This window comes from Caulobacter sp. GW821-FHT11E10, assembly GCF_058808375.1.
The window spans coordinates 266041-286415 of record NZ_JBXARP010000010.1; the positions used below are offsets into that span (position 1 = coordinate 266041).

Annotated in this window: 12 protein-coding genes and 1 pseudogene; 8 read left to right on the top strand and 5 right to left on the bottom strand. The window is 68.3% G+C overall.

Features of this window, described 5'->3' with window-relative positions:
• Positions 1 to 248 precede the first annotated feature (248 nt).
• The gene (locus AC1RRV_RS21400; RefSeq protein WP_492861662.1) at positions 249 to 1475 is read right to left on the bottom strand and encodes a serine hydrolase domain-containing protein; all 1227 of its coding nucleotides are present in this window, start codon (positions 1473 to 1475) and stop codon (positions 249 to 251) included.
• A gap of 123 nt (positions 1476 to 1598) precedes the next feature.
• On the opposite strand from AC1RRV_RS21400, the gene AC1RRV_RS21405 reads away from it, so the two are divergent.
• Positions 1599 to 3542 (top strand): hybrid sensor histidine kinase/response regulator, encoded by a 1944-nt coding sequence (locus AC1RRV_RS21405; protein ID WP_492861663.1) that lies wholly within the window; start codon positions 1599 to 1601, stop codon positions 3540 to 3542.
• Here AC1RRV_RS21405 and AC1RRV_RS21410 read toward each other — a convergent pair.
• Positions 3539 to 4720 carry a Yip1 family protein gene (locus AC1RRV_RS21410; RefSeq protein ID WP_492861664.1) on the bottom strand — a complete coding sequence of 394 codons (1182 nt, stop codon included), beginning with the start codon at positions 4718 to 4720 and terminating at the stop codon, positions 3539 to 3541. The genes AC1RRV_RS21405 and AC1RRV_RS21410 overlap by 4 nt on opposite strands.
• A gap of 291 nt (positions 4721 to 5011) precedes the next feature.
• Between AC1RRV_RS21410 and AC1RRV_RS21415 the strand changes: the two genes are divergently transcribed.
• The 3 genes from AC1RRV_RS21415 (at position 5012) to AC1RRV_RS21425 (ending at position 8362) form a co-directional block, all read left to right on the top strand.
• Positions 5012 to 6238, top strand: a complete 1227-nt coding sequence (locus tag AC1RRV_RS21415; RefSeq protein ID WP_492861665.1) for a TetR/AcrR family transcriptional regulator — start codon at positions 5012 to 5014, stop codon at positions 6236 to 6238.
• Between the two features lie 90 nt (positions 6239 to 6328).
• Positions 6329 to 7444: a hypothetical protein gene (locus AC1RRV_RS21420; protein WP_492861666.1), complete on the top strand. Its 1116-nt coding sequence runs from the start codon at positions 6329 to 6331 to the stop codon at positions 7442 to 7444.
• Between the two features lie 144 nt (positions 7445 to 7588).
• Positions 7589 to 8362, top strand: a complete 774-nt coding sequence (locus AC1RRV_RS21425) for an HAD-IIB family hydrolase (RefSeq protein WP_492861667.1) — start codon at positions 7589 to 7591, stop codon at positions 8360 to 8362.
• Between the two features lie 104 nt (positions 8363 to 8466).
• On the opposite strand, the gene AC1RRV_RS21430 is transcribed toward AC1RRV_RS21425, so the two are convergent.
• Together AC1RRV_RS21430 and AC1RRV_RS21435 are read right to left on the bottom strand one after the other, a co-directional pair.
• The gene (locus AC1RRV_RS21430) at positions 8467 to 9150 is read right to left on the bottom strand and encodes an FABP family protein (protein WP_492861668.1); all 684 of its coding nucleotides are present in this window, start codon (positions 9148 to 9150) and stop codon (positions 8467 to 8469) included.
• Positions 9151 to 9286: 136 nt separating this feature from the next.
• Positions 9287 to 12688 (bottom strand): annotated as a pseudogene (locus AC1RRV_RS21435) (TonB-dependent receptor).
• A 148-nt stretch (positions 12689 to 12836) separates the two neighbouring features.
• On the opposite strand from AC1RRV_RS21435, the gene AC1RRV_RS21440 reads away from it, so the two are divergent.
• The 4 genes from AC1RRV_RS21440 to AC1RRV_RS21455 are packed head-to-tail and all read left to right on the top strand — an operon-like array spanning position 12837 to position 19037.
• On the top strand, positions 12837 to 14348 hold the full coding sequence (locus tag AC1RRV_RS21440) for an efflux transporter outer membrane subunit (protein WP_492861669.1): 1512 nt from the start codon (positions 12837 to 12839) through the stop codon (positions 14346 to 14348).
• Complete coding sequence (locus tag AC1RRV_RS21445) at positions 14345 to 15421, top strand: efflux RND transporter periplasmic adaptor subunit (RefSeq protein WP_492861670.1); 1077 nt, start codon at positions 14345 to 14347, stop codon at positions 15419 to 15421. Before AC1RRV_RS21440 ends, AC1RRV_RS21445 begins: the two co-directional genes overlap by 4 nt.
• Positions 15421 to 18552: an efflux RND transporter permease subunit gene (locus tag AC1RRV_RS21450; protein WP_492861671.1), complete on the top strand. Its 3132-nt coding sequence runs from the start codon at positions 15421 to 15423 to the stop codon at positions 18550 to 18552. Before AC1RRV_RS21445 ends, AC1RRV_RS21450 begins: the two co-directional genes overlap by 1 nt.
• Entirely contained in the window at positions 18552 to 19037 is a 486-nt protein-coding gene (locus AC1RRV_RS21455; RefSeq protein WP_492861672.1) for a GNAT family N-acetyltransferase, read from the top strand. The genes AC1RRV_RS21450 and AC1RRV_RS21455 overlap by 1 nt, the downstream gene beginning before the upstream one ends.
• Before the next feature lie 138 nt (positions 19038 to 19175).
• Here the strand turns inward: AC1RRV_RS21455 and AC1RRV_RS21460 are convergent, their stop codons facing one another.
• Complete coding sequence (locus AC1RRV_RS21460) at positions 19176 to 20129, bottom strand: sensor histidine kinase (protein WP_492861673.1); 954 nt, start codon at positions 20127 to 20129, stop codon at positions 19176 to 19178.
• Between the last annotated feature and the right edge of the window lie 246 nt (positions 20130 to 20375).

Below are 20375 nucleotides of genomic sequence, written 5' to 3' on the forward strand. Positions count from 1 at the left end.
CTGACGTTTCGAAGTCGGTGAGTTTCGCGAGCGTGGCGTATTGCTCGCAATGCGTCGGACTTAGGTAAAGCGCAACTCGGCGCGGGAGCGATTCCCGCGCCGTTTCTTTTGTGCGGACGCCAGATCCTCCCCCTAGCGGGGGAGGTGTCGGCCGAAGGTCGACGGAGGGGGAAGAGGCGGGCTCGGCAGCACTTCCCCCTCCGGCGCTTCGCGCCACCTCCCCCGCTAGGGGGAGGATTGTGGCTCCCCTACCCCGCCGCTTCCGTCAGGCTCGAATAGACCAGGGTCCGCAGCTCGCGCCGGATCGGGTACGAGGTCGACGGCATCAGCTGGGTCATGAACACCACCGCCAGGTCCTCGACCGGGTCGATCCAGAAGGCCGTCGAGGCCATGCCGCCCCAGAAATATTCGCCCAGCGAGCCAAGGTTCTTGGTCCGGGCCTGGTTAATGGTCATGGCGAAGCCGAGACCGAAACCCAGGCCCTCGAACACGGCTTCGCTGAACAGCGACCGCGAGGCCTGCACCAGCTCCTGGCCGCCGGGCAGGTGGTTGATGGTCATCAGCTTGATGGTCTTGGGGCTGAGCAGGCGCGCGCCGTCCAGCTCGCCGCCGTTCAGCAGCATCCGGCAGAAGCGCATATAGTCGTCGGCGGTCGAGACTAGGCCGCCGCCGCCGGACTTCACCGACGGATCGGCGAGGAAGCGGCTCTTCTCGGGATCGTCCTGCAGCACCACCTTGCCCGACGGCGTCAGGGCGTAGCAGGCGGTGAACCGGGCGCGCTGGTCCTCGGGTACGAAGAAGCCGGTGTCGGCCATCTTCAGCGGGTCGAAGATCCGTGTCTTCAGGAAGACGTCGAACGGCATGCCCGAGATGGCCTCGACCAGATAACCCAGCACGTCGGTCGAGACGGAGTAGTTCCACGCCTCGCCCGGCGAGAACTCCAGCGGCACCGTGCCCAGGCTGTCGACGAAAGCCCGCAGCCCGCCCTCGCTGTCGACGCCGTCCAGCTTCAGCTTGCGATAGGCCGCGTCGACATTGGTCCGTTGCTGGAAGCCGTAGGTGAGGCCGGAGGTATGGCGCAGCAGGTCGATCATCCGCATCGGCTCGGCCGTGCGCTTGCTCTGGAACGCCCCGGCGACGCCCGCCTGGAAGACGCCCAGGTCGCGCCAGGCCGGGATGAATCGGTGAACCGGATCGTCGAGCGCGACCAGCCCGTCCTCGACCAGCATCATGAAGGCCACGCTGGTGACCGGCTTGGTCATCGAATAGATGCGGAACAGGCTATCGGCCTTCAGCGGCTTGCTTCGTTCAACATCCGCGCTGCCCAGGACAGACGTGTAGGCCAGCTGGCCGCGACGCCAGACCTGGGTCAAGGCGCAGGGCAGCTTCCCGGTATCGATATACTTGCCCTTGATGAAGCTATCGATGCGCTTCAGTCGGTCAGACGACATGCCTACGGCTTCCGGCGTACTCAAATTCCTGCTCTCCCCTTGCGGTTGTCTTTCGTTGGTCGGGATCAGGACACGCCCGCGAGACGTTATGCCGCAACGTAAACTTTACCCGATCCTGCTCATATCAATTGAAACGAGGGAAACGGGATGGGCAAGCACTTGGATTCCGAGGCTGCCTCCAGGATTGAAGCCGCGGCGGCCGACTGGTTTTTCCAGAGCAGCCTCGACATGTTCGTCATCCTGAAGGATGACGCGATCATCCGCGTCAATCCCGCCTGGACCAACCTGACCGGCTGGACCGCCGAAGACACCCTGGGCCGCCCGATCCGGGACTTCTTCCACCTGCACGACACCGAGGTGATCTACGCGATCGCCGACTCCCTGCGCAGCGTCGGCCACGCCCGCTCGCAGCATCGCCTGGCCCGCAAGGGCGGCGGCTGGCTGTGGGTGCGCTCGCAGTCCAAGACGCTCGAAGGCAACGGCCTGCTGATCGTCTTCCAGGACTTCAGCGAAGACCGCGCCCGCGAGATCTCGCGCCAGCAGGTGGAGCGCTCGAACGAACTGCTGCGCAGCGCGGCCGGCGTCTATGTCTGGCGCTTCAATCCCCGCAAGGGCGTCTACGTCTTCGACCAGGACATCCCCACGCCCAGCGCCCCGCAGGGCGGGGTGCGGACCATGACGGTGTCCGAGATGACCATGTCGATCCACGCCGAGGATCGCGAGCGGGTCTGGGAAGGGTTCGCCAAGACCCTGCGGTCGGGCGAGCACGTCGAGATCGACTATCGCTACATGGACCCGGCCACCGACGAGTGGGCCCACATGCACTGCGCCTGGCGCGGCGTGCGTGGCTCCAGCCCCGACGCCTGGGACGTGATCGGCATCAGCCAGAACGTCACCGAGCTGGTCGCCGCCCGCGATGCGGCCCTCAGCGCCGCCGAGGCCAAGAGCCAGTTCCTGGCCAATATGAGCCACGAGATCCGCACGCCGATGAACGGCGTGCTGGGCGTGCTGCACCTGCTGAAGACCGAGAAGCTGACCGACGACGGACGCCGCCTGCTGAACGAGGCCCTGAGCTGCGGTGAGATGCTGTCGGAGCTGCTGAACGACATCATCGACTTCTCGAAGATCGAGGCCGGCAAGCTGGAGCTGTCGGCCGAGCCCGTCGATCCGGCCGAGCTGGTGCGCGGCGTGGTCGACATGCTGCGCCCACAGGCCGAGGCCAAGGGCCTCTATCTGCGCGTCGAGGCTCCGCCCAAGGGGGGAGACGGCGACCTCGGTTGGGCGGCCACGGACCCGCTGCGCCTGCGCCAGGCCCTGTTCAACCTGCTGGGCAACGCGGTCAAGTTCACGCTGGAAGGCGGCGTCGTCGCGCGCCTCTCCGGCAAGCGGATCGAAGACCCCGCTGGCGACCGCCTGCGGCTGCGGTTCGAGATTGACGACACTGGCGTCGGCATCGGCGAGGAGGCCGGCAAGCAGCTGTTCGAACGCTTCCGGCAGGGCGACGGCTCGACCACCCGCCGGTTCGGCGGCTCGGGCCTGGGCCTGGCCATCTGCCGCCGGCTGGCCGACCTGATGGGCGGCGAGGTCGGGTTCGAGAGCGAGCTGGGCAAGGGCTCGACCTTCTGGCTGGAAGTCGAGGCCGAGGCCTGCGCCGAGCCCGTCCACCAGGACCATGAGGCCGACACCTCGCTGTTCGCCGGCCTGCGCGTGCTGCTGGTCGAGGACAACGCCACCAATCGCCTGATCGCCACCCGCATGCTCGAGGCCCTCGGCGCGCGGGTGACCACCGCCGATGACGGGATCCAGGGCGTGGCCGCGGCCCGCGAGGGCTTCGACCTGATCCTGATGGACATCCAGATGCCCGGCATGGACGGGGTGGAGGCCACCCACCGCATCCGCGCCTTCAAGGGCCCGGCCGGGGCCGCGCCGATCCTGGCCATGACCGCCAACGCCCTGGCCCACCAGCAGGCCAGCTACCTGGCCGCCGGCATGGACGGGGCGATCGCCAAGCCCTTGTCGCCCACGGTCCTGGCGCACACCATCGCCGAGGTCCTGATCGCCGACAGGGCCGGCGCGCGCAAGGCGTCCTAGCGGGCCAGCGCTTCGAGCCGGGCGGCGTCAACCGCCCGAACCGCCTGTTTGAGGTCGTCGATGCTGGCGACCGTTCCTTCCGCCTGGATCGAGAAGCGGTCGGCGATGACGACGCCGTACTTCCCCGACTTGGACGGGCGGTTCCATTCCTCGGTGGTCAGGCGACCGTCGACGGTGGCGACCCGCTCATAGCCGTCGGCGGTGTCCTTGCTGGCGTGGGCCCCCATGCCGGACGCCAGGGCCGCCATCGCGCCCATCGCGCCGAGGTCGGTGACCTCCAGCTGGAACGAGTCATCGCCCTTCTGGTACTCGCCCTTGGCCACGACGATCGAGACATCGCCCGAGCCGCTGGAGCTGCTCTCGACGCTGGCCCGCGAATAGCCGGCGACGCCGTCCGGCAACAGCGCCTGCAGCGCTTCCGGCGAGGCCGCCTTGCCCGGGTTCTTCGACAGCGCCTCGGCCCGCTTGCCGGCCGCTTCCAGCCGACCCAGGTCGACCTTGTGGCCGTTGACCTCCATCGTGCCGCCCAGCTTGTCGCCATGCGCCGCAGCGCCCAGACCGCCCAGACCGCCCAGACCGGTCACGCGGATGACCGCCGTCGTGGCGACGCCGATGACGATGGAGACCAGGATGGCGACCAGGATCGTCACGATCGCGTAGCCAGGCGCCTTGTCGGTCGGGGCCTTCATCACCCGCGGCAGGCCCAGATAGAGCAGCCAGCAACCGTAGAGGCTGGCCAGGATCACGATGATCCCCAGCGCCGGAATCAGGTTCAGGACCCCGACCACCCAGCCGGCCGTGCCGGAATAGGCGGCGACCTTGAAGGCCTGCACGCGGTTCTTCTCCGCCCCGAAGCTGGGCGCCAGGGCGTCGATGACCGTCCCCAGGATGAAAGTCATGAGCAGGGCGCTGAGATAGCCCAGCACCGCGACCGTGATCGCCATGGGCAGGCTGGGCTTGATCGAGATCCCGAACGCGCCGTGACCGAACAACTGCCCGCCGATCAGGCCGGCCACCGCCGGGATCGCCGCCAGAATGCAGACATAGCCCGTGAACAGCCCGCCGATGGTGGCCGGCTCCCGCTCGATCTTTTCCCACTCGACGGAGGGCGAGAGCAGAATGCCCTTCACCCGCGCCACCAGACCGGCCCCCGCCGATCCATCATCCACAACCGACATTTGCGAACGCTCCCTCTCCGTTAGGATCCGCGCCCGCCCCGACGTCGCTATGTACGCACGGTTCGCGTCCAGGTCGAAACACCGTTTTCCGACAGTCCCGACGCCCGAAAACAGGCGATTTGCAACAATCCTGACAAACCGTGGCTGTAGGGGCGGGTTATTGTTCCGTGGCGGCAGGGCCTGGCCTTTAAGCCGACCCTCCGGGCGCCTAAATTGGACCCGACAGTCCAGACGGCGGCGCAACCGCCACGCGTGACGCCAACGGTATCGGCGTATCAGGGGTTTGCTTGGATGGATGACGGTCGGATCGCGGGGGCCGCGACAGCGCGCTACGCCCGCAAGAAGGAGACGATCCTGGCGGCCGCCACGGCGATCCTGAATCGCCAGGGCGTGCGCGGCATGACGCTCGCCGACGTCGCCGCCAAGGTCGGCCTCAACACCACCAGCGTCACCTACTATTACCGCAAGAAGGATGACCTGGCCGCCGCCTGCTTCATGCGCGGCCTCGAGCGCTTCGAGGCCATGGTCGAGGAGGCCGCCGCCGAGACCGGCCCCGCCGCCCGGATTCTGAAGTTCCTGGACCTCTATCTCGACCTGAACCGCCGCGTCCGCCTGGGCGAAGCCACGCCGCTGACCAGCTTCACCGAGATCAAGGCCCTCAAGGAGCCCCTGCGCGGTTCGGTGGTCGGCGCGTTCAACGACCTGTTCCGCCGGGTGCGCGGCTTCTTCGACGACCCGTCCCTGGCCCACCTGGACAAGCGCCAGCGCAACGCCCGCACCCACCTCCTGATGGAGCAGGTGTTCTGGTCGGGCCGGTGGCTGCGCCGCTACGACATCGAGGACTATGGCCGGGTGCGCGACCGGATGGGCGACATCCTGCTGAACGGCCTGCCCGCCGCGGGCCGGACCTGGGCGCCGCGACCGCTGCCCGACCCGACCCCGCTGTCGCCCGAGGGGCTGGAATGGCGAGAGACCTTCCTGGTCGCCGCCACCCGCCTGATCAACCAGCGTGGCTATCGCGGGGCCTCGGTCGAGGACATCTCGGCCGCCCTGAACGTGACCAAGGGCTCGTTCTACCACCACCACGAGGACAAGGACGCCCTGGTGTCCGAGTGCTTCGAGCGCACTTTCACGGTCACCCGCCGCTCGCAATTGGACGCACGCGCCCTGGAGGCCGACAGCTGGACGCAGCTGGTCTCCACCGCCGCCGGCCTCACCACCTACCAGCTCTCCGAGCACGGGCCGCTGCTGCGCGCCTCGTCGCTGGGCGCCCTGCCCGAGCCCCTGCGGAGCGACATGGCCGACGGCTATATGCGCGGCTGGCAGCGGTTCGCCTCGATCATCTCGGACGGGATCGCCGATGGTTCGATCCGCGCGATCGACCCCAGCATCGCCGCTCACATGATCAATTCGATGCTGAACGCCGCCGCCTCTCTGGGCGCGTGGGCGCCGGGCCTGGAGCGCGAGGAGGCCGCCGACCTGTTCGCCAAGCCGCTGCTGACGGGCGTCCTGGCCTAAAGGTTGCGACCTATTAACCATGGGGTGGCCCCGCCCCAGGGACGGCTGGTATCGTCAAGCGTCTGATTCGCTTCGAGTTCCCGCCGCGCCATGACGACGATCAACCCGTACTCGTCGACCTACGCCCCCGGCCTCACCGCCGGACAGACCGCGACACAGCGCGCCAACCAGGCGACGGGCTTTGGCCAGCCCCGCGATCAGAGCCCGACGATCAACACCCCGGCGGTGAACGTCACCCTCTCGCCGGCCGCCCAGGCCGCCCTGAAGGCGCAGACGGACTCCCGCACCATCGAGACCGTCGTCGCCGACGCCAGGACCCAGATCGCCGCGCGCCTGAAGGCGGCCGGCACCGCCAGCGCGCTGAAGGACGGCAATTCCACGATCGATCTCTCCGACCTGGATCGCCGCACGCTCCACGCCGTGGCCAGCAACAAGGGCGGCCAGTTTCCGATGGACCAGCAGGTGGTCGCGGCGCTGGGCCTGAAGACCCAGCACGACACCGCCCTGGCCGGCTCGGCCGCCCAGGCGCGGCTGGCCGGCGACTATGCCAGCCTCTACCAGGCCGCTCTCGACCAGATGGACGCCGCCGGTCCGGAGGAGAAGGCCTCGGCCGCCTGGACCGAGGAGCGCGCCGCCCTGGTCGAAGGCCGTCGGCAAGCCATCGCCCGTCCGGGTCTCGCGCCCGCCGGCATCGAGCACGACAGCGTCGCGGCCTATATGAAGGAGACCGGCAGCGCCGTCGCCGGGGCCAAGACCCGCGAGTTCGGCAAGGTCGCCACCGACGTCCGTACGGCGCTGGACAAGCAGTATGCCCTGGCCTTCCAGGCGGGCGCGGCTCGAAACCCCGACAGCGGCGTGATCGACTTCGCCCGCTTCGACGACCGCTCGCTGTCGGCCATCGCCCTGAACAAGGACGAGCAGTTCTCGGCCCACGAGATCCACGAGGCGCAGGCCGAGATCCGCGCCCGCGACAGCCTCGCCATCAAGGCCAGCTACCAGTCGACCGGCGAGGACGAGGGCGGCTTCGGCAAGGCGATGATCACCCGCTACGCCGCCATGACCGCCGAGGAACGCGAAGCCGGCGGCTGGACGCCCGCTGTCTACGGCAAGATGGTCGAGCTGCAGGCCTCGCGCGAGAAGCTGGCGGGGATGTTCAACGCCGACGGAACCCTGGCGGGACCGCCGAGCCTGATGGACTTCATCTAGGCGACTGAGGCGGGGCGTTTTGGAGGGCTCCGCCAAGCGCGGGCAATGGGTGCGAAGCCGACCTTTCGACCCAGGCAACAAAGCTAAATGCATCGTGAGATCACTTGGCTTTGCCATGCGCCTTGCTTGGCCATGAATGGACGCATGGAACCTCTGGCGAGCGCCGCGCGTCGTGATCTGGCGCAGATTCGGTTTGTCCTGACGGATATGGACGAAACCCTTACCTATCGCGGTCGGCTCGCGGCGGCGACGTACGGCGCACTGGAGCGACTGCAGGCTGCCGGCGTCATCGTTGTGCCTGTTACAGCCGCGCCGGCGGGTTGGTGTGATCAGATGGCTCGGATGTGGCCAGTAGACGCCGTAATCGCGGAAAATGGAGGGCTGCTGCTCCAGCGGCGGGGAGAAGGCGTAAGCCGTGTCTTCTGGAGCCCGGACGCCGACGCCGAGCGCGCTCGACTTGAAGCGCTCGCCGCCACGATCAGGCGTAAGGCGCCGGCCGCCGTACTGGCTGACGACCAGCCGTTTCGCCTGACGACTCTAGCCTTCCAGGCGATGGACGATGTCGTGCTTCGCGCCGAACTGTTGGAGGCGTTACGGGCGGGCGGCGCTCTTACGACCGAGAACAACCTTTGGCTACTGGGGTGGCTGGGCGGTTTCGACAAACTCGCGATGGCGCGTCGCGCTCTGGCGGAACTCTACCAGGTCGATATCGACGAGGATGGTGACCAGGTCCTCTATGTCGGCGATTCTTTGAACGACGCGCCGATGTTCCAGTTCTTCCGACGCACCGTCGGCGTGAGCACGGTCAGCCGTTATCTCGACGAAATCCCTGTTCCGCCGACGTGGGTCACCAAAGGCCCGGGCGGCGCCGGGTTCGTCGAAGCCGCCGAGGCCGTCCTGGCAACTCGGCGGAGCTAACGGTGCTCCAGCGTGATCGCGGGTCGCATGAGTATCGGTTGTCTCCACCCTACGCGGCGGTGGTCAGCCAAAGTTTGCGCCTCTCTACGAGAGAGGAGCCTCCTCTACCCCATCGACACGAACCCATGCGCCTGCGCCAACGGCGCCTCGCCGGCCGCGATGCGGGCCGAGGGGTTGGGGCGGGGTTCGGCGACCTTGGTCAGGGTGTTGCGGTCGACGTGGCGGAAGGGCTCCTCGCGGCCGCGAACCTGGAGCATGGTCGTCGAGATGTACGACCAGCCCCCGTCGGCCTCGAAGCGTACGTCCAGTTCGTAGCTGTCCGTCCGGAACGCCCATTCCAGGAAGTCGGTCGAGCAGACGCCATAGCCAGGACCGCCCCGCTCGGCCCGGACGATCAGGCCCGAGCCGTCCGGCGCGGCGCGGCCGCTGGCCAGGGCCACCTGGCCGCGCGGGATCGCCAGGGTCTGCATGATCAGCCCGGTGGCCGGTTCCCAGAGCCAATAGCCGACCTGGTCGTGGAAGGTGGTGTCCTCGTCCGAGGCGACGATATGGACGTGATAGCGCAGCCCGTAGAGCAGCTGGGGCCCGTTCGCCTGGGGATCGATGGGCTGAAGCTCGATGCGCTCGAGAAACTCGCGCCGCTCGGGGCCGTCGGCCTTGGGATTGACGTCGACGCCCTTGCGGCCTTCCCAGACGCCGGCCAGCCGCCGCAGCGGTCCCAGATTGGCCAGGGTGTCGGGATCGACGTCTTCCGGCTCGCTGAAGATGTCCTCGGGGAAGTTGATCATCGCGCCGCGCTCCAGCCAAGCCTGGCGCTGCGTCTACCGTGTCACGCCCGCCCGTCAAGCGACGGCGTCCTTACAAGAAGGCGGCGCGCCCCTTGGGGGAGGGACACGCCGCTAGGTCTCGTACGCTCGGAGGGAACTAGAACTTCTTGCGGAGGCCGAACTTGTAGGTGCGGCCCAGCGGGTCGCCCGTGAACGGGTCGTAGTTCAGGTCGAGGCGAGCGAAGGACGGATCCTTGTCGAAGAGATTGGTGATCGCCAGGGTCGCCGTCGTGTCCCAAGGCAGGAAGACGCGATAGGCCAGGTTCGTCAGGACCTGCTTCTCGATCTTCTTGCCGCCGCTGATCGTCTGGGCCGCGCCAGTGCTGTCCCTGTAGGTGCCCGCCGCGAAGGGCGCGGTACGCTGGTCGGTATAGCCGCCGATATAGTGCATCGACAGGCGCAGGTTATGCGGCCCCATGTTCCACTCGGCGAAGACATCGCCCTTCCACTTGGGGATCGGCACGACGGTGGTCTGGTAGTTCAGCAGGCCCACGGCGTCGAAGGCCTTCTCGACGGTGACGCCCTCCACCACGGTGGAGCCGACCTCGTACTTCTGGATGTAGGTCGCGCTGCCGCCGATCTGGATGTCGCCGCCGGCCACGTCCTTGAAGCGGTAGTTGGCCGAGAAGTCGAAGCCCGAGTTCTTCACCGGCGCGCCATTGATGTAGTTGGTCCGCAGGCGAGCGATGCTGGTCGTCGGCGTCCCGCAGGCGCCGTTGAAGGTGAAGCGCGCGACCAGGCCCGCATAGGCCGGATCGGCGCAGTTGTTGGCCCCGGCGGCCCCGTTCGGATAGAGCGAGGCGACCATGCCGGCCACCGGCTCGGCCACGATCGGGTTTTTGAAGTCGAAGACGAAGTAGTCGACGCTGGCCTTGAACTCGCCGGCGTTGAACAGCAGGCCAAAGTTGTAGGTCTTGGCCTTTTCGGGCTTCAGGTTCGGATTGCCGAAGATGTCGACGGCCCGGAACACGCCCAGGATGCCCTGCAGCGAGGTCACCGAGGTGGTGGTGGTCAGCGGGTCCGGCGGACCGCGGAAGGTCGAACCGGCCGAGGCGCGCACGGCCATCCACGGCATGGCCTGCCAGCGCAGCGAGGCCTTGGGATTGAAGGTCGAGCCGATGCCGCCGCCGTACTTTTCGTAGCGGGCCGCGAACTGCGCCTGGAAGTCGTCGGTGATCGGCACGGACAGTTCGCCGAAGCCGGCCATCACGTCGCTCTGGTTATCGGCCTCGTTGCCGACGCCCAGGAACATGAAGGGGCCGTTGCGCTGCGAGCCCGTGCAAGTGGTCACGCCGAAGTCGGGCGTGTTCACGCACGGATTGATCGCGGCGTTGCTGATGTCGTTGTAGTCGGCCTTGAAGTAGGTGCGGCGATACTGGACGCCGGCGGCCCAAGCGACGTCACCGCCCGAGAGGGTGATGTTGGTCTTGCCGTTCAGCACGGCCTCGCCGACGAACAGGCGCGAGGACTGCTTGGTCGACAGCTTCTTATAGAACCAGTCGATCAGGTCCTTGTTGTTGTTGGCCAGGGCCGAGTTGTAGGCCGGATTGGCCGCCCCGGTGATCGCGTTGCTGGGGATCGCGCTGGCGAAGGGGTTGTAATACATGCACTGGCCGACGCCCGGCGTGCCTTGGATGCCGGCCAGCGACGGGTTGCTGTCGCACAGCGGGCCGCCCAGGCCTTGCAGAGCCAGGGCGAAGCGATTGACCAGGGTGTCGTAGCCGGTGCGGATGCCGACTTCCTGCGAATAGGTCAGGGCCAGGTCCCAGCCGATGCCGTTCTCGAACTCACCCGACAGGTCGGCCGAGACGCGGAACGCGTCGAACGCACGCGCGCCGATGGCGGGGCCGTAGCCGGTCTTCGGATTGCCGCCGATGCCGAACGGCCGGTTCGCGGCGTTGATGGCCCCGAAGCCGAAGATCGAGCTGGGCGATGTGGTGACCGCGCCCGTGACCAGGTTGGTCAGTTGCACCGTCGGATTGGCCGCCATGAAGGCGATCAGGCCGGGGTTGGTGGATGGCACGATGTAGCGGCCGGCGACGGCGGAGGCTTCGGCCGTGGGCACCGCGAGGGCGGCGTAGGACGGCGAGGTGTTCCACTCGGGCACGTCGGTGTGGGCGTACAGCAACTCGGCGTGGAACTTGGTCTTGGCCGAGAGATCGGCATTGGCCTCCACGTACGCCTGCACGGCGTTGGACCTTTCGACCAGATTGTCGAACGGGGTGTAGTGCCATTGGCAGGTCGGCGTCAGACCGCTGAAGCCGGGATAGCCGCCCAGGCCCGCGCAACCCGGGTCGCGCATGCCGCTGGTCGTGCTGGCCAGAGGGATGAAGGTCGACGGATTGCCCGCGGCCGACCAGCCGCCTTCGGGATTGTCCAGATATGGCCGGTTGGCCCACTCGCGCTCGGCGACCGAGAGCTTGGAGCGATGCTGCCAGCCGACGCTGGCCAGGACGTTGCCGTTCTCCCAGATCTTGCCCCACGTCGCGCTGAGACCATAGTCGCCGTCCGAACCGTCGATGATCCGATAGTCGGCGGCCGCTTCCAGCCCCTCGAAGTTCTTCTTGGTGATGAAGTTGACGACGCCGGCGATGGCGTCCGAGCCGTAGGTCGCGGCCGCGCCGTCCTTCAGCACTTCCAGGCGGCCGATCGCGGCGGCGGGAATGACGTTGGTGTCGACGATGCCCGCGCCGGCCTGGCCGAACGGGTTGATCGCCAGACGGCGGCCGTTCAGCAGCACCAGGGTGCGCTGCGAGCCGAGGCCGCGCAGGTTGACCGAGCCCGAGCCTTCCGAGCCCTGGGCGCGGCTGTCGAACTGGTTGGTGTCGCCCAACACGCCGTTGGACACCGACAGGGCCTTCAGCAGTTCCACCGTCGAGGGCGAGCCGCGCTTTTGCAGTTCTTCGGCGCCGATCACCTCGACCGGCAGGGCCGCGTCTTCGGGGGTGCCTCGGATGAACGAGCCGGTGACGACGACTTCCTCGACCTCGGTCGAAACATCGGCGGGTTTCTGTTGCGCCTGGGCCTGGGCCGCGCTCGCGCCGCCCATCACTACGCCCGTGGTGGCTATGGCCAGCGCGAGGCGTGAGCCTCCGCGCAGGAAGCGGGTTCGTTTCATTGTCATTCCCTCCCTCGATTTGTTCTTGGACTGGCCGTTCGTCTTTTCGCGCGGCCTTTGGAGCGTTCAGCTGGGCAGCGGTCTCCCGAACACGACGCATTCCGATCGAGCGCGCGACAGCACGCGGGCGTGGGTACCGCCACGCCGCCTGGAGCGTTCGCTTTCGAAACTTGGTGATGCGCCTTCTAGAGCCGACAAGTCGTGGTTCCTCCAGAGCTGGACGCTTGAAAAGCCACGCATACTGTCCCGCTCCTGCGGGCGAGACGGGTGTCGACAACAGAGTCGAACACTTGTTTCGATGATGCGGTATGTTTTGCCGTCGCGTCAACCACTCCCCCGTCAAGGGCTCGCAGCCGCGTCATCCCGCCGCACTGCTGACAGGTATGGGCCCTTACGTCGCTAAGGACCGATGTGTTGCAACATTAGCTTCGCTAAAGCTGGGGTTGGGGGCTTTCCCATCGGCATAGCGATGCCTAAGTGGGAAAACATTGGTCGCCAGAACCACGCCTGCAGGCGGGAATAACCGGGTTTGAAATTCATGCGTCTTGCCAAGACCGGCGCCCTCAGGCGTCCAGGCCGGCCTTCTGGCTTGTCACACGCCCTGCTCGCGGGGACGGCCGTCCTCGTCGGCGCGGGCCTTTCGGCCTGCACCACGCCCGCGCGCCAAGTCGATGTGAAGCTGCCCGGCGCCTACGAGGCGCCGGCGGGCAAGGCCCTGCCCTCCCAGGCGCTGGACCAGTGGTGGACCAGTTTCGACGATCCGGTCTTGAACAGCCTGGTCGAGACCGCCCTGGCCCAGAGCCCCGACGCCCGCCTCGCGGCCGCCCGCCTGGAGGAGGCTCGCGCCGTTCGCCAGGGCCTGGTCCGCCAGATCTACATCCCGCAAACGCCGCTGGAGGGCGCGGCCAAGCGCACCGACACCCACATCATCGACCAGAGCGGCGCCGGTGGCTTCACCCAGGGCGGCGTCAGCAAGACCTATTCAGCCAATTTCGACGTCTCCTGGGAACTGGATCTGATCGGTCGCCGCGGCGCCGCCCGACGGGTGGTCGACAACGACCTGGCCGCCGCCCGCTTCGCCTATGAAGGCGCCCGCGCGGCCCTGGCCGCCAATGTCGCCCAATCCTACTTCGAGGCTCGCGGCCTGGCGGTACAGCTGGAAGACGCCCGCGAAAGCGCCCGCATCGCCAAGTCGCTCTATGACGTCTCGGCCGAAAAGGGCCGCCGGGGCCTGACCGCCACGTCCGAAGGCGAACGCGCCGCCGCCGATCTGGCCCAGACCGAAGCTCAGGTCGCCGCCCTCGAGGCCGAGCTCCAGGCCTCGCGCCGCGGCCTGCTGATCCTGGTCGGCAAGGGCGTCGACCCGCTGGCCAGTCTCCCGGTCGAACCCCTGCTGGCCAAGGCCCCGCCGGTCCCGGCCGCGGCTCCGGCCGAACTGCTGGCCCGCCGCCCCGACATCCGCGAGGCCGCCGCGCGCCTGGCCTCGGCCTCGGGCAATCTGAACATCAGCGAACTGGCCCTGTTTCCGACCCTGACCATCACGCCCGGCGTGGGGCTCTCCAAGTCGATCAACCCCAGCTTCCTGCAGGCTGGTTCGTCGGTCTCGACCACCAGCTCGGCCTGGTCGATCGGCGCCAACCTCTCGATCCCGGTGCTGAACATTCCCAAGCTGATGTCCGACATCAAGGCCGAGGGCGCGCGCGTCGAACAGGCCGCCATCACCTATGAGCAGACCGTGCAGAAGGCGTTTGGCGAAACCGAGAGCGCCCTCGTGCAACAGGAGGCCGACCAGCGCCGCGTCACGCTGCTGGCCGCCGGCGAACGCCGCGCCGCCGTGGCCTATGAGGCCAGCCGCAAAGGCTACGCCGCCGGCCTCACCGACCTGACCACGGCCCTGCAGGCCGAACAGTCCTGGCGCTCGGCCCGCACGGCCCTGACCGGGGCCCAGACCCAGGCGCTGCAGCGCGCCATCCAGACCTACAAGGCGCTTGGCGGCGGCTGGTCGCCCCAAGCCGTTCCCAATAAGCCCTCCGCGCAATGAGACCCCCGATGACGACCCGCTCCCTGATCGCCACCGCCCTGGTCTGCTCCGCCGTGGGCCTGACCGCCTGCGGCAAGAAGCCGGAGGCCGACAAGAAACCCACCGCCAGCGCCGCCTCGCAGGCGCGCACCGTCAGCATCGGCAGCGTCGAGACCCGGCCGCTCGGCGGCGGGATCGAGGCCTCCGGCCTGCTGGTCTCGCGCGAGGAGGCCGCCGTCGGCTCGGAGCTGACCGGCTATCGCGTCGCCCGGCTCTATGCCGACGAGGGTGACTGGGTCCGCGCCGGCCAGCCCCTGGCCCAGCTGGACAACACCTTGCTGCGCGCCCAGATCGATCAGCAGGCGGCCGTCACCGCCCAGTCGCAGGCCGAGGCGGCCCGTGTCTCCGGCCTCGACGGCCAGGGCGTCCTCAGCCAGGAGCAGATCGAGACCCGCCGCTACCAGGCCAAGGCCCAGGAAGCGGCGCTGAAGGAGCTGCGCACCCGCGCTTCGCGCATGACCATCACCTCGCCGGTCGGCGGCCGGGTCCTGCAACGCGGCGTGCAGCCCGGCCAGATCGCGGGCGGCGGAACCGCCCCGTGGTTCACCATCGCCCGTGACGGCCTGGTCGAGCTGGACGCCGAGGTCAATGAAGCCAACCTGCCCGGCATCCGCGCCGGCCAGGCCGTTCAGGTGTCCCTGCCCGGCGGCCAGTCGATCTCGGGCGTTGTGCGCCTGGTCAGTCCGCGCGTCGACAGCGCCAACCGCCTGGGCAAGGTGCGCGTGCGCCTGCCCGTGCGGCCCGACTTGCGCCCCGGCGGCTTCGGCCGCGCCAATTTCGGCGCCTCGGGCGCGCCGGTGACCGCCATTCCGGAATCGGCCATCCGCTACGAGGCCGACGGCCTTTCGGTGATGACGGTCGACAGCAACAACCGCGCCCACCAGGTCGCCGTGAAGGTCGGCCAGAAGGGCGGCGGCTGGGCTCAGCTGGTTCAGGGACCGCCGGCCGGCACGCGCATCGTCCTGGGCAGCGCGGCCTTCGTGACCGACGGCGACGTCGTGCGCCCGGCGCCCGCCCAACAGGCGGCCCGCTGATGACCGGCGAACAGAAGGCCGGGAAGACCGGCGAACTGAAGATCTCCGCCTGGGCGATCCGCAATCCGATCCCGGTCGCGGTGCTGTTCATCGCCCTGATGATCGCCGGCATCGGCTGCTATCTGAGCCTGCCGATCAAGCAGTTCCCCAATGTCGAGTTCCCCGCCGTGACCGTCACGGTCACCCAGAGCGGGGCCGCGCCGGGCGAGATGGAAACCCAGGTCACCCGCCCCATCGAGGACGCGGTGGCCAGCATCTCCAACGTCAAGACCATCCGCTCATCGGTGGTCCAGGGCGCCTCGACCACGACGATCGAGTTCAATCTCGGCGAGGACCTGCAGAAGGTCACCGACGAGGTGCGCTCCAAGGTCGACCAGACGCGGTCGGTCCTGCCCCGCGAGGTGGACGAGCCGATCGTCCAGCGGCTGGAGATCACCAGCGCCCCGATCATCACCTACGCCGTCTCGGCGCCGAACATGAGCGCGACCGAGCTGTCGTGGTTCATCGACGACACCGTCACCCGCGCCCTGCAGGGCGAGAAGGGCGTGGCCCAGGTGGCGCGCGTCGGCGGCGTCGACCGCGAGATCAACGTCATTCTCGACCCCGACCGCATGGCCTCGTTCGGCGTCACCGCCCCGCAGCTGAACCAGGCCCTGGCCAGCTTCAGCGTCGACGCCCCCGGCGGCCGCGCCAATGTCGGCGGCCGCGAACAGACCCTGCGCGTGCTGGGCGCGGCCACCACGGTCGAGCAGCTGCGCGACCTGACCATCCCGGTCGGCGGCGGCCGCTACGTCAAGCTGACCGACGTGGCGCAGGTCGGCCAGGGCGCCGAGGAGCAGCGCGGCTTCGCCCGTCTCGACAGCCGGCCCGTCGTCGCCTTCCAGGTGATGAAGACCCGCGACTCCAGCGACGTCGCCGTCGAGGACCGCGTGAAGGCCGCCGTCGACAAGCTCGCCGCGAAACAGGGCGGCGTCACCTTCGTGAAGATCTTCTCGACCGTCGACGAGACCCGCGCCAGCTTCACGGCCACCGAGCACACCCTGCTGGAAGGCATGCTGCTGGCCTCGCTGGTGGTGTTCCTGTTCCTGCGCGAGTGGCGCGCCACCCTGATCACCGCCATCGCCATGCCGGTGTCGCTGGTCCCCACCTTCGCCTTCATGGCGGTGATGGGCTTCTCGCTGAACGTCGTGACCCTGCTGGCCCTGACCCTGGTCATCGGCATCCTGGTCGACGACGCCGTGGTCGAGATCGAGAACATCGAAAAGCGCGTCGCCCGGGGGCAGAGACCCTACCTGGCGGCGATCGAGGGCGCGGACGCCATCGGCCTGGCCGTCGTGGCCACCACCTTCACCATCGTGGCGGTGTTCGTGCCGGTGTCCTACATGCCCGGCACGCCTGGCCAGTTCTTCAAGGAATTCGGCCTGACGGTGGCCATCGCCGTGCTGTTCTCGCTGGTCGTCGCGCGCCTGCTGACCCCGCTGCTGGCCGCCTACTTCCTGAAGCCGGCCAAGGAGCCGCACCCCCGGAAAGCGTTCAAGGGCTTCTACCGCAACGTCCTGGACTGGTCGCTGGACCACCGGATCCTGGCCTGCATTATCGGCGGGCTGATCTTCGTCGGCTCGATCATGCTGGCGGGTCTCCTACCCACTGCGTTCCAGCCGGCCGCCAACAACAACTACTACTACCTGAAGGTCCAGGGCCCGCCCGGGGCGACCACGGCCGACATGGAACGCACGATCCAGTCGGTGACCACCATGTTCCGCAAGCGTCCGGAAGTGGCCCACGTCTTCGCCCAGGTCGGCTCGAACATCGGCAGCGGCTGGGGCGGCCAGAGCGGGACGGACATCCGCGACGCCACGGTCACCATCGTCCTGAAGGGCGAGCGCGACCTGACCGTGACCGAGATCAAGCAGGAGGTCCGCAACGGTCTGCACGACATCCCCGACGCCCGCGTCAACCTGCTGGGCGATTGGGGCACCTCCGAGGTCCAGACCATCCTGGTCGCCGAGAACGGCCCGCTGCTGGAACGCACCGCCGCCCAGATTGAGCGCGAGATGCAGAAGCTCGACACCGTCGCCGATCCGCGCCCGTCGTCGCCGCCCAGCGGTCCGGAAATCCTGATCCGGCCCAAGGCCGACGAGGCCGCGCGCCTCGGCGTCAGCTCGGCTGACATCGCCGCCATCGCCCGCGTGGCCACGGTCGGCGACATCGACGCCAACGTCGCCAAGATGACCCAGGGCGAGCGCCGGATTCCGATCCGCGTGCGGCTGCCCGCCGACAGCCGTCGCGACCTCGAGGCCCTGGGCGCCTTGCGCGTCCCGACCGCCAGCGGCGGTACAACGCGATTGGATAGTGTGGCCGACCTGTCGTTCCAGGCCGGTCCGGCCAAGATCGACCGCTTCGCCCGCAAGCGGCAGGTGACCATCGAGGCCGACCTCAACAACGGCGCCCAGCTCGGTCAGGCCATGACCGACGTCGGCAACCTGCCGACCATGAAGAAGCTGCCCGACGGCGTCGGCCCGGCCTCGGCTGGCGACCAGGAGGCATTCGTCGAGCTGTTTACCGGCTTCGCCGTGGCCCTGCTCTCGGCCGTGGGCTTGGTGTTCGGCGTGCTGATCCTGCTGTTCCGCAGCTTCTTCAAGCCGATCACCATCCTGTCGGCCCTGCCCCTGGCGATCGGCGGCGCGTTCCTGGCCCTGCTGGTCACCGGCCAGTCGCTGTCGATGCCGTCGCTGATCGGCTTCCTGATGCTGATGGGCCTGGCCGCCAAGAACTCGATCCTGCTGGTCGAGTACGCCATCGAGCAGGAGCGCGCCGGCATGAGCCAGCGCGACGCCATCGTCGACGCCTGCCACGAGCGGGCCCGGCCGATCGTCATGACCACCCTGGCGATGATGGCCGGCATGGCGCCCACGGCGCTGGGCATCGGCACCGGCTCGGAGTTCCGCCAGCCCATGGCCGTGGCCGTGATCGGCGGCCTGATCACCTCGACCGTGTTGTCGCTGGTGCTGGTGCCGGTGGTCTATGAGATCGTCGACGACTTCGAGCGCTGGCTGACCCCGAAACTGGCCCGCATGACCACGCCGCGCGAGGCGCCGGAGGGCCGGCCGGTCCCGGTCGACCGCCTCTAGTGGCCGAGCTGGTCATCAGGACCTTTAGCCCCGGCGACGAAGACGCCGTCGTCGGGGTGATCCTGCCGATCCAGCGCGAGGAGTTCGGCATCGCGATCACCGCCGCCGATCAGCCGGACCTCGCCGACATTCCGGCCTGGTACCAGACCGGCGCCGGCCAGTTCTGGCTGGCCGAACTGAACGGCGAGGCCGTCGGTACGATCGCCCTGAAGGACATCCGCGGCGGTGCGGTGGCCCTGCGCAAGATGTTCGTCAAACCGGTTGCGCGCGGCGAGGTCGGAGCGGCCAAGGCCTTGCTGGACACGGCCCTGGCCCACGCGCGCGCCCAGGACGTCCAGGCCGTGTGGCTGGGCACGACCGACCGGTTCACGGCGGCCCATCGGTTCTATGAGAAGAACGGCTTCGAGGTGGTCGCCGTGGACGATCTGCCCGAGGCGTTTCCGAGGATGGCGGTCGATACGCGGTTCTATCGGTTGGAGCTGTAGAACCAAGATCCTCCCCCCAGCGGGGGAGGTGTCGGCTCGAAGAGACGACGGAGGGGGAAGGGGTTGGGCCAGGAGAACTTCCCCCTCCGATCCTTCGGACCACCTCCCCCGCTGGGGGGAGGATTTGCGCCGGAGCCTTCAATCCCGCTTCGGCGCGTAGCTCAGCCGGGAGACCGTCCAATCCTCCTCGCGGATCATGTCGAACTTGCCGCCCAGTTGCTGGGCCATGGCGCGGACGATGCGCAGGCCCAGGCTCTTGGACTTGGCGGGATCGAAGCCCGGGGGCGGGCCCGCGCCGTCGTTGCTGACGGTCAGCAGGTGGGCCAGGCCCGATTGGTCCAGCCGCACGCGCACCTGCCCCTCGCCGGCCTCGCCGAAGCCATGCTCAAGGGCGTTGTTGAAGCTTTCCAGCATGACCAGGGTCACCGGCGTGGCCTGGTCCGGATGCAGTGGCTGCTCGCCCCCCTCGATGGTCAGGCGCACCCGCGCTCCGGCCGCGGCGGCGGCGCTGGCCAGCAGGGGCTCTGCGAAGTCGCGGAAGGGCACGGGTTCCCCGGTGCGGTCGTGCAGTTCACGCTGGATACGGGCGATCACCTCGATCCGCTCGCCGGTCTGCTCCAGGGCGTGGCGGGCGCCGGTATCGGTCACCCCCTGCCCCTGCAGGCGCAGCAGGGCCCCGGCGACCTGCAGGTTGTTGCTCACCCGGTGATGCAGTTCGCGGTACAGCAGGTCACGGCTCTCGGCCAGGCCGCGATACCGCTCCCGTTCGTTCTCCAACTGGTCCAGCGCCTTGCGCATGCCGTCGATGAAGAAGATGTCGACCCCGGCCACGAAGCCGTAGAAGGCCAGCGCCACGAGCACGGAGACATCGAAACTGAAGCCGAAGGCCGGCGGAATGAAGAAGTACCAGGCCGCCAGACCGCTCAGGGTCGCGCACAGCACGCCCGGTCGCAGCCCGCCCAGATAGACCGTCACCACGATGGCCGGGAAGAAGGTCACATAGGGAAAGCCCGGCGGGAACACCGCGCCCAAGGCGAAACGCAGCAGCACCGCCAGAACCGTCATGGCGACGGCCAGGCCATAGCGCGCCACCAAGCTGCCTCTGATCCTTCGCCTCAAATCCAAGCGCTGGCTCCCCGTCCCTTGATAAGGGTGCTCGCGCTTTCGGGAAGCGACGTCAAGCCGGTGGCCGACACAGCCCGTGGGAACGGGATCCACGCCCGCTCAAGCAAAAGGCCCCGGAGATTGCTCTCCGGGGCCTTCGCATTGTCAGCCGAAGCTAGATCGTTTCGAGATTACTCGACGATCTTCGCAACCACGCCGGCGCCGACCGTGCGG